This window comes from Desulfogranum marinum (genome assembly GCF_016918565.1).
GTDB lineage: Bacteria > Desulfobacterota > Desulfobulbia > Desulfobulbales > Desulfobulbaceae > Desulfogranum > Desulfogranum marinum.
The window spans coordinates 1-407 of sequence record NZ_JAFFQD010000173.1 but is presented as its reverse complement, the minus strand read 5'-3'; the positions used below and the strand labels follow the sequence as shown (position 1 = coordinate 407).

1 protein-coding gene is annotated in these 407 nt (G+C 59.0%); it reads left to right on the top strand.

The annotated features are described in order from the left end of the window. A partial coding sequence (locus tag JWH17_RS23370) for an ATP-binding cassette domain-containing protein (protein ID WP_205225108.1) occupies positions 1-407 on the top strand: 407 nt, incomplete at both ends.

The window sequence follows — 407 nt, the reverse complement described above, 5'->3', positions numbered from 1 at the left end:
AGTTTCACGGCTTCAACAAATTCTTCGGCGAGCAGCAGGTGCTCAACGGCATCGATCTGCAAGTGCAGAGCGGTGAAGTGATCGTCATCCTCGGCCCCAGCGGCTGCGGCAAAAGTACGCTGCTGCGTTGCCTCAATGGCCTCGAAGTCGCCCACAGCGGCAGCCTGAAATTTCTCGACCGCGAGCTGCTCGACAAGGCCACCGACTGGCGCGACATCCGCCAGCAGATCGGCATGGTGTTTCAGAGTTATCACCTGTTTCCGCACATGAGCGTGCTCGACAATTTGCTGCTCGGCCCGCTCAAGGTGCAAAAGCGTCAGCGTCGTGAAGCGCAGCAACAAGCTGAAGCGCTGCTTGAACGCGTGGGACTTTTGGACAAGCGCGATGCCTTCCCGCGTCAACTCTCC